The sequence below is a fragment of the uncultured Thomasclavelia sp. genome (assembly GCF_944324745.1).
In the GTDB taxonomy this organism is placed as follows: Bacteria; Bacillota_I; Bacilli_A; order Erysipelotrichales; family Coprobacillaceae; genus Thomasclavelia.
Genome location: NZ_CALUXO010000051.1, coordinates 47147 through 57083, shown reverse-complemented (window position 1 = coordinate 57083; position 9937 = coordinate 47147). Strand labels below are relative to the sequence as shown.

7 protein-coding genes are annotated in these 9937 nt (G+C 32.9%); all 7 read left to right on the top strand.

The features are described from left to right. Positions 1-317: 317 nt before the first annotated feature. A complete protein-coding gene (pyrH, locus tag Q0K54_RS06450; protein ID WP_294579274.1) occupies positions 318-1034 on the top strand; it encodes a UMP kinase in 717 nt (238 codons plus the stop codon). A 1-nt stretch (position 1035) separates the two neighbouring features. Beyond that, complete coding sequence (gene frr, locus Q0K54_RS06445) at positions 1036-1581, top strand: ribosome recycling factor (RefSeq protein WP_294579272.1); 546 nt, start codon at positions 1036-1038, stop codon at positions 1579-1581. Between the two features lie 103 nt (positions 1582-1684). Further along, positions 1685-2440 (top strand): isoprenyl transferase, encoded by a 756-nt coding sequence (locus Q0K54_RS06440; RefSeq protein WP_294579269.1) that lies wholly within the window; start codon positions 1685-1687, stop codon positions 2438-2440. Further along, positions 2440-3222 carry a phosphatidate cytidylyltransferase gene (locus Q0K54_RS06435; RefSeq protein WP_294579267.1) on the top strand — a complete coding sequence of 261 codons (783 nt, stop codon included), beginning with the start codon at positions 2440-2442 and terminating at the stop codon, positions 3220-3222. Before Q0K54_RS06440 ends, Q0K54_RS06435 begins: the two co-directional genes overlap by 1 nt. Position 3223: 1 nt before the next feature. Then, positions 3224-4375 (top strand): 1-deoxy-D-xylulose-5-phosphate reductoisomerase, encoded by a 1152-nt coding sequence (locus Q0K54_RS06430; protein ID WP_294579265.1) that lies wholly within the window; start codon positions 3224-3226, stop codon positions 4373-4375. Beyond that, complete coding sequence (locus tag Q0K54_RS06425; protein ID WP_294579262.1) at positions 4375-5451, top strand: RIP metalloprotease; 1077 nt, start codon at positions 4375-4377, stop codon at positions 5449-5451. The genes Q0K54_RS06430 and Q0K54_RS06425 overlap by 1 nt, the downstream gene beginning before the upstream one ends. A 106-nt stretch (positions 5452-5557) precedes the next feature. Beyond that, positions 5558-9874, top strand: coding sequence for a PolC-type DNA polymerase III (locus Q0K54_RS06420; RefSeq protein WP_294579260.1), 4317 nt, complete (start codon positions 5558-5560; stop codon positions 9872-9874). Positions 9875-9937 lie beyond the last annotated feature (63 nt).

The following is a 9937-nucleotide window of genomic DNA, read 5'->3' as shown; positions in this document are numbered from 1 at the left end:
TTTTTAATAATTTCATATTTTTTTAATTCGTTCATTCTTAAATCGACCTTTCTCATAATCAAAACCTCCAATTTAAAATGTGAGGTTTATAGTATAGCATTTTTTTGATAATGTCCCAACATGTTGGAACATTATCAATCTTGTTACATTAAGACATTATCATATTTGAATCAGATGGTGTTTTTTTACGCCGTTTACAATCTTGACTATTATATAAAAATATGTTAAATTTTTTTAAGAAAAGAAACATTATCTTGTGATAATGAAATGTTCTTAGGGCATAAATCTTTTTATAAATATTAAGCAAGGAGTTTATTATGAAGTATAATCGAGTATTATTGAAACTAAGTGGTGAAGCACTTGCCGGTGACGACAAAACTGGTATTAATGCGCATACTGTTGCTGACATTGCTCGCCAAATTAAAGATGCCAAAGAATTAGGAGTTGAAATTGCCATTGTTTGTGGTGGTGGAAATTTATGGCGTGGTAAAACTGGTGCTGATATGGGAATGGATCGCTCAAGTGCTGATTACATGGGAATGTTAGCAACTGTTATGAATGGCTTAGCTGTTCAAAATGCATTAGAAACAATTGGTGTTCCTACTAGATTGCTTACAGCAATTGAAATGCGTCAGGTTGCTGAACCATACATTCGTCGTCGTGCTATTCGTCATCTTGAAAAAGGACGTATCGTTATTTTTGGAGCTGGAACAGGTAGTCCGTTCTTTACTACTGATACTACTGCAGCATTAAGAGCAGCGGAAATTAATGCTGATGTTATTTTAATGGCTAAAAACGGGGTCGATGGTGTTTATTCTGCTGATCCAAAAGTTGATCCTAGTGCAAAACGTTTTGATAGCATCAGTTACTTTGATGTATTACAAAAGGATCTTAAGATTATGGATCAAACAGCAATTACTTTATGTAAAGATAATAATATTGATTTATGCGTATTTAATATGCAAGAAGATGGAAACATTGCTAAAGCTTGTAATGGTGATGTAATTGGTACAATAATTTCAGGAGGAAAATAGAATGATAGATTTGATTTTAGAAGACACTAGTGAAAGAATGACTAAAGCAATCGAAGCTTATCGTCGCGATTTAGCAACAATTAGAACGGGACGTGCTAATCCAAATATGCTTGATCGAGTTATGGTTAATTATTATGGTTCTCCAACTCCAGTTAATCAAATTGCTGGTATTTCAGTTGTTGAAGGTCGTCAATTAGTAATTAAACCATATGATAAATCTAGTATCAAAGATATTGAACATGGCATTTATGAAGCTAATTTAGGACTTACACCACAAAATGATGGTGATTTAATTAGAATTATGGTTCCTGCTTTAACTGAAGAAAGACGTCGTGAGTTTGCAAAAAATGTTTGGAAATTTGCTGAACATGCAAAAGTATCAATTCGTAATATTCGTCGTGAAGCTAATGATGAAATTAAAAAAAGTGATGCCCGCGAAGACGAAATTAAAGATGGTCAAGAGAGAGTACAAAAATTAACAGATAAATTTGTTAAAGAAATTGATGAGATTGGAAAAGAAAAAGAAAAAGATATCATGACTGTATAATATTAGAACACCTGAGGGTGTTCTTTTTGATTTTCGCAAAGCCTTTTTTTTAATGTAGTTTTATGGTATAATCTCGAATAGCTATACGAGGGAGGAAAACTAGATGTTTTTTAAAAAAGATAAAAAAGAAGAAATCAACTATCAAGATCTTGATATGAATAACATTCCTCAACATATTGCTTTTATTATGGATGGAAATGGACGATGGGCCAAAAAAAGAAAAATGCCACGAACTTATGGCCATCACGAAGGAACTAAGACAATTCGTGATATTGCACTATGCTGTAATAGTTTAGGGGTCAAAGCAATGACTGTTTATGCTTTTTCGACAGAAAATTTTGCACGACCTGATTCAGAAGTGCAATATATTTTTAAATTACCGAAAGATTTTTTCGAGGCTTACATGAAAGAATTGATGGAAAATAATGTTAAAATCACGACTATTGGTCATTTAGAAATGGCACCTGATGAAACGCAGAAAATCATCAATCGGGCTATTGAAAAAACAAAAAATAATACCGGAATGATTTTATGCTTTGCATTTATTTATGGTGGTCGTGATGAAATTGTTACAGCCACTAAAAAAATTGCTGGAAAAGTTTTAGAGGGAGAAATTTCGGTTGAAAATATAGATGAAAATATTTTTGCCTCACAATTAATGACTGCTGATTTACCAGATGTTGATTTAATGGTTAGAACCAGTGGTGAACAAAGGTTATCAAATTTCCTTTTGTGGCAGTTGGCTTATGCAGAATTTGTTTTCACTGATGTTCTTTGGCCAGATTTTGATGAAATTGAACTAAAAAAGGCCATTTGGCTATATCAAAATCGTGATCGACGTTTTGGAGGGTTAAAGTAATGAAACAAAGAATAATTACAGCAATTTGTTTGATGCTTGTAGCGATACCATGTGTAGTTTTGGGCGGCTATTATTTTAAGGCTTTAATTGGCGTAATCATGGTTTTATCGGTATATGAAATGTTACATATTTGTGCTCGCCCAAAGATAAAATTATTTTTATATCCAATTGTTTTATTGTTCTTTATTTATGGTTTTATTTTTGATCATCATGATTTATTTATTGCTTCCTATGGGATGATGATTTATTTAATCGTTTTATTTGCGGCTACAATTTTTGACGAAACTTTGACCATAGAGCGAACAGGATACATTTTTACCATGGGAGTTTTGATTTGTGCCGGGTTGCATGCACTGTTAGTTTTAAGAGAAACATATGGTTTCCAGTATGTAATATTATTGGCATTGGCAACTTATGGTAGTGATACTGGTGCCTATTTTAGTGGTGTTTTTTTTGGAAAGCACAAACTAATTCCACGCTTATCACCGAAAAAAACAATTGAAGGCTCAATTGGAGGAATTATTTTAGGTACGATTATGTCTGTTGCCTATGGAACATATTTGGGCTATATTGATAATAATCCAATCTTAATCTCAGCCTTTTTTGTACTAACAATGACAGGACAAATAGGAGATTTAGTTTTTAGTGCTGTTAAACGTTTTTTTGGAGTTAAAGATTACTCTAATTTATTACCAGGTCATGGTGGTATTTTAGATCGAATCGATAGTATTGTTTTTAATGCCGTAGTATTTAGTTTCTTTTTAGTTATGGTGAGGTTATAAGATGAAAAAGATAACAGTTTTAGGAGTAACTGGTTCTATTGGAACACAGACGGTCGATGTTGTTTATCATCACCAAGATAAATTTGAAATCGTTGCAATGTCAGCTGGTTACAATATTAAAAAAGTAGAAGAAATATTAAATTTAATAAAAGTAAAAAATGTCTGTGTCGTAAAACAGGAAGATGCTACTTATTTGCAGGAAAAGTATCCAGATATCAATGTATATTATGGCGAAGATGGATTAGTTAGAATTGCTACTTTAGATGAAGTTGATGTTGTATTAAATGCAATCGTTGGTTTTGCTGGTTTATTACCGACAATTGAAGCAATCAAGGCTAAAAAGGATATTGCCTTAGCTAATAAGGAAACATTAGTCGTTGCCGGACATATAATTACTAAGCTGGTAAAAGAAAATAATGTTCATTTATTACCGGTCGATAGTGAACATTCTGCAATTTTTCAATCTTTAAATGGTGAAAAACATAGTCAAATCAAAAAGATCATTTTAACAGCTAGTGGCGGTAGCTTTCGTGATAAAACTCGTGAAGAACTAGTCGGGGTCAGTGTTCAAGAAGCTTTAAATCATCCTAACTGGTCGATGGGCGCTAAAATTACAATCGATAGTGCTACATTGTTTAACAAAGGACTTGAGGTAATTGAAGCTAAATGGTTATTTGATGTGTCTTATGATCAAATAGAAGTCTTGATTCATCCTGAAAGTATCATTCATTCAATGGTGGAATTTGTTGATACATCTGTTATTGGACAATTGGGGAATCCTGATATGCGTTTACCAATTCAATATGCTTTAACATATCCTGATCGTGATGTATTAGTAAATGGTGAAAGTCTTGATTTAGCTAAAATTGCTACTTTGAACTTTAAAAAACCAGACTTTAATCGTTTTAGAGCTTTGGAAATGGCTTATCAAGCTGGTAGAACTGGTGGCAGTATGCCATGTGTTTTAAACGGAGCGAATGAACAGGCAAATGCTTTATTTAGAGAAAATAAAATTGAATTTTTACAGATTGAAGATTTAGTTGCTAAGGCATTGAAAGCCCATAATTTAGTTGAAAATCCAACTTTAGAACAGTTAATTGAAATTGATGCCTGGGCTCGTAATTTTGTTTTAAAACAGATAGGAGAAGATTAATGCATACTTTAATTACGATAATTGTCTTTATTTTAATTTTAGGAATTGTTGTTTTAATCCATGAATTTGGACATTTTATTACTGCCAAATCATTTGGAGTATATTGTAGTGAATTCTCTATTGGAATGGGACCGAAACTTTTTTCAAAAAAAGTTGGCGAGACTGAATATGAGGTTCGAGCTTTACCGATTGGAGGCTTTGTATCTATGGCTGGTGAAGCTGATAATGAAATTGAAGAGTTAAAAGATGTTCCTTTTGAACGCACTATCAATGGTATTAGCTGTTGGAAAAGGGTAGTTGTTTTTTTAGCTGGTGTCTTTATGAACTTTGTTTTATCCATTGTTATTTTAATTGGGGTTTATTCTTTTATTGAAGTGCAAGATACTAATCCGATAATTGGATCAGTTACAGAAAATGGTCCTGCCATGATGGCTGGTATTGAAGCGGGTGATCGAATAACCAAAATTGTTTATGATGGACAAGAAAGTATAATTGGTTCATATGATGATATTCGAGAAGTTATGGCCGAAATAACAACGGCCGATAATTCTGATGTTACTATTACCGTAGAATTAGTTAGAGATGGAAAAACACAAACTAAACAAGTCAATGCTACCTATAATCAAGAAAGTGGTTCATATATTTTAGGAGTCATTTCAGCAACACGACAATTAAGTTTTTTTGAGGCGATAAATTATGCTCTGTCTCAATTTAAAACACTATCATTATTGATATTTACTACATTAGGTAAATTATTTTCAGATACAGCTAACACTATTGGTCAATTATCAGGACCAGCTGGTATTTTTACTACTACTGCTGAAATTACAGCGACCGGATCGATTAGCCAAATACTGATATTTTTAGCTTTAATTTCTACCAATGTTGGTATTTTTAACTTGTTACCAATACCGGGATTAGATGGTTGTCAGGTAATCTTTGCTTTAGTTGAAAAGTTAATTGGTCGCGAATTACCTTTAAAACTTCGTTATGTTTTGCAGGTGGCTGGATTAGCACTGGTATTTGGTTTGATGATTTATGTAACGATAAATGATATATCAAGAATATTTGGATAAATTAACTTTAAAAGATATTAAGATGTTTAATAACTACCTCGTAACTTGTAGCGAGGTAGTTTCTTATGTTATAATAGTCATCATGATAGAAAAGTAGGGTGGTTAAATGGAAGATAAATTATTAATACTTTTAAAAAATTTACAGATTGATCAAATGGCTGATAAGTTAAAAGAGGGTAGAATTGAAAAAGTAGTTGTGACAAAAGATGATAGTTACATATTCTATTTATCTTTTAAACAGATGCTCCCATTTCATGAATATCAGTTATTATTAAACAATACTGATAATTTCCCTTATCCATCTAGTTTTTATCTACATTATAGTGATAATAACTATGATCAAGAACAATTGATGTTGTATTTAGGTTATCTTTTAGAAAAATTAAAAAATGATTATCCAGCTTTTGCAACTCTTACAACTGAAAACTTCAAAATTGACAATAAGATCAGAATTGGAGCTGGAAATGAAATTCAACTAGAACAGTTAAAACAGTTAAATAGTGAAATTATTCAGATGTTAGATCAGTTAGGAATTACGATGGGGTTAGAATATTTTATTGATTTAGATAATGATGAGTTTAAAAGTATTCAAGATCAAATGGAAAATCCGCAATTACCTGTAATTGAAATGCCAAAAGAAATAAAAAAAGCCCCGGTTACTAATAACAACGATTATAAAAAGAATTATTATAAAAAAAGTAATCCGATATCATTAAAGATTGCGGAAATAACCAATCAAACGATGGAAAGTAATATTGTTATTAGTGGCTATGTTTTTAAAACTGATTTAATCAAGATCAAATCTGGAAAACATATTCAGAGTCTGTGGGTTACTGATTATACTGATTCAATTATCGTAAAACGATTTGAAAATAATTCTAAAAATAGTTTAGAAGAACTTAAATTGATTGGAAAAGGTGGTGTTTGGGTTAAAGTTCGTGGGGATGTCAGATACGATACTTATGCTAAAGAAACTAGCATCATAGCACGAGAATTAGAAATAATTAAAGGCCCTGCTCCCCGTCAAGATCAAGCTGAAGTCAAACGGGTTGAATTGCATATGCATTCTAAGATGTCAACGATGGATGGTATCAGTACCGTAAGTCAATATGTCCAAACAGCAGCTCGGTGGGGCCATCAGGCTATTGCCATTACTGACCATGAAAATGTTCAATCTTTTCCAGAAGCCCAAATTGCAGCTGGTAAAGCTGGAATTAAAATGATCTATGGTATTGAATTTAATATGGTTGATCCAATCTTGGATATTGTTTATAATCCTGTTGATACCTCAATTGAACACGCTGTCTTTGTATCTTTTGACCTAGAAACAACCGGATTATCAGTTATTCATGATGGTATTACGGAATTTGGTGCGGTTAAAATTAAAAATGGCGAAATCGTCGATCGGTTACAGATGTTCATCAATCCAGAAAAAGTTATTTCTACCCGAATTAGTAATTTGACAAATATTACTAATGATATGGTTAAAGATGCACCAACTATTAAAGAAGCTTTGCCAACAATCATGGATTTTTTCGATGATTGTATTCTGGTAGCACATAATGCTAGTTTTGATATCGGTTTTTTAAATGAAAACTTACGCAGAAATAATTTGCCTGAAATTAAAAATCCCGTAATCGATTCATTAGCATTGGCTCGGGCAATTTTAAAACCGTTAAAATCCTATCGATTAGGAAATGTCTGTCGGTTATATCGGGTTAATTATGATGATGAAGTAGCTCACCGTGCCGATTACGATGCTCAAGTTTTAGCTGATGTTTTTACAATGATGCTGCATCAAATCATGCAAAGTGGTAAATATAATTTGTTAGATTTAGTTGCGCTTACTGGTGATGATATTTATAAAATTGTCCATCCTTATCATTTGACGGCTTTAGCTTTAAATAAAGATGGTTTAAAAAATATGTTTAAGTTGGTCAGTGAAGCTAATACTAAATATTTTCATGGAAGTTCTAGAATTCCTAAAGAGCGTTTAGAATATTACCGTGACGGCTTGTTGTATGGTACTAGTTGTTATAATAGTGATGTTTTTGAAGCAGCTCTTAATTTGTCAGATGATAAATTAAAAAAGGCGATGGAGTTTTATGATTATGTAGAAATCCAGCCATTAGAAGACTATCATCATTTAGTAGATCGGGGTAAATTACAAGATCAAGATGAGCTGATTAAATCATTGTTGCGAATTGTAAACTGTGCTAAGGAATTAGATAAAATTATCGTAGCAACAGGGGACGTCCATTTTTTAGATCCTAAGGACAAAATTTTTAGAGATGTCTTTATTTCTAATCCTACTATTGGAATTGGTCATCGGGCTCATCCTCTTTGTGATCGGCGTAATCCAAAAGCTGAAAATCCTTGTCAATATTTTAGAACTACTGATGAGATGTTAAAGTGTTATCCATATTTGCCAGAAGATGAAGTATACGAATATGTAGTTACTAATACTAATAAAATTGCTGATATGGTTAGTGAAATCAAGCCAGTTCATGATAAATTATACACGCCAAAAATTCCTGGAGCTGATGATAAATTGAAAGAAATTTGTTATGATACGGCACATCGTAAATATGGTAATCCATTACCATCAATTGTTGAAAAACGATTAGAAAAGGAATTAAGCAATATCATTAAACATGGTTTTGGGGTAATTTATTATATTTCGCATTTATTAGTAAAGAAATCTAATGATGATGGTTATTTAGTTGGTTCCCGGGGGTCAGTCGGTTCTTCATTTGTTGCTACAATGGCTGGAATCACCGAAGTAAATCCATTGCCACCACATTATATTTGTCCTAATTGCTGTCATAGTGAATTTTTAGATGAAGGGGTAATTAGTGATGGTTATGATCTAGAAGATAAAGTTTGTCCTAAATGTGGAACAGTGATGAAAGGTGAAGGACATAATATTCCTTTTGAAACCTTCCTGGGATTTAATGCTGATAAAGTTCCTGATATTGATTTAAACTTTTCTGGAGAATATCAGGCTAAGGCCCATGCTTTTACTAAAGAAATTTTTGGTGAAGATCATGTTTTCAGAGCGGGAACTATTTCTACCGTAGCTGAAAAAACGGCTTATGGTTATGCCAGAGGCTATGCTGAATTGATGGGAAAAGAAAATACGATTCGTTCGGCTGAATTAGAAAGAATTGCTGCTGGGTGTGGTGGCGTAAAGCGGACAACAGGACAGCATCCTGGTGGTATTATTGTTATCCCAAGTGATATGGATGTTTTTGATTTTACACCTTATCAATATCCAGCTGACGATTTATCAGCGGCCTGGCGGACAACGCACTTTGACTTCCATGCTATCCATGATAATGTATTAAAATTTGATATTTTAGGCCACGTTGATCCAACCGTAATTCGTTTGTTGCAGGATTTAACTGGTGTTGATCCTAAATCAATTCCTACCAATGATAAAAAAGTAATGAGTCTGTTTACTAGTTGTGAAGCTTTAGGCTGCAACTTAGATTTTATCGGCTGTAAAAATGGAGCTTTAGGATTACCAGAGTTTGGTACAACATTTGTTCGCGGAATGCTTGATCAAACACAACCTAAATCATTTAACGATTTAGTCATTATTTCTGGTTTGTCTCATGGTACGGATGTATATTTAGGTAACGCTGAAACTTTGATTAAATCAGGTACTTGTACTCTATCAGAGGTAATTGGATGTCGTGATGATATTATGGTCTATTTGATTGAAAAAGGTTTACCCAATAAAGATGCTTTTGATATCATGGAATGTGTTCGTAAAGGGAAATCACCAGCGGTTTTCCCAGAGAAAAAATATGAAGAGCTGATGAAAAAATACAATGTTCCGCAATGGTATATTGATTCATGTAAAAAAATTAAATACATGTTCCCTAAAGCCCATGCAGTTGCATACGTATTATCAGCTGTACGAGTTGCCTGGTGGAAATTATATTATCCTCGAGAATACTATGCCGTTTATTTTTCTACTCGTTGTGATTTTTATGAAATTGAAACTCTTGTAAAAGGAAAAGATGCTATCATGGCTCGCCGTGAGGAAATCACCAGATTAAGACAGGAACATAGTTCTTCAAATAAAGATGAAGGTTTATGGGATGTCTTTGAAGTGGCTTTAGAAATGATCGAACGTGGCTATCATTTTAATCCCATTAGTTTAGAATACTCACAGGCTAGTAAATTTATTTTAGATCCTAATGATGAAAAGGGATTAATACCCCCATTTAGTTCAATTGATGCTTTAGGCGATGCGGTGGCAACAACAGTAGTTGAAGCTCGCCAACATGGACCATTTTTATCTAAAGAAGATGTTATTAAAAGAACTAAATTAAATAACTCTCATATCAAAACTCTTACTAAAATGGGCGTATTTGATGGAATGCAAGAGAGAAATCAGCTTTCACTTTTTTAAATATTGCATTATTTTGACAATTATGTTATCATATCTATAGTTTCATAGCGAAGCGGAGTGGGG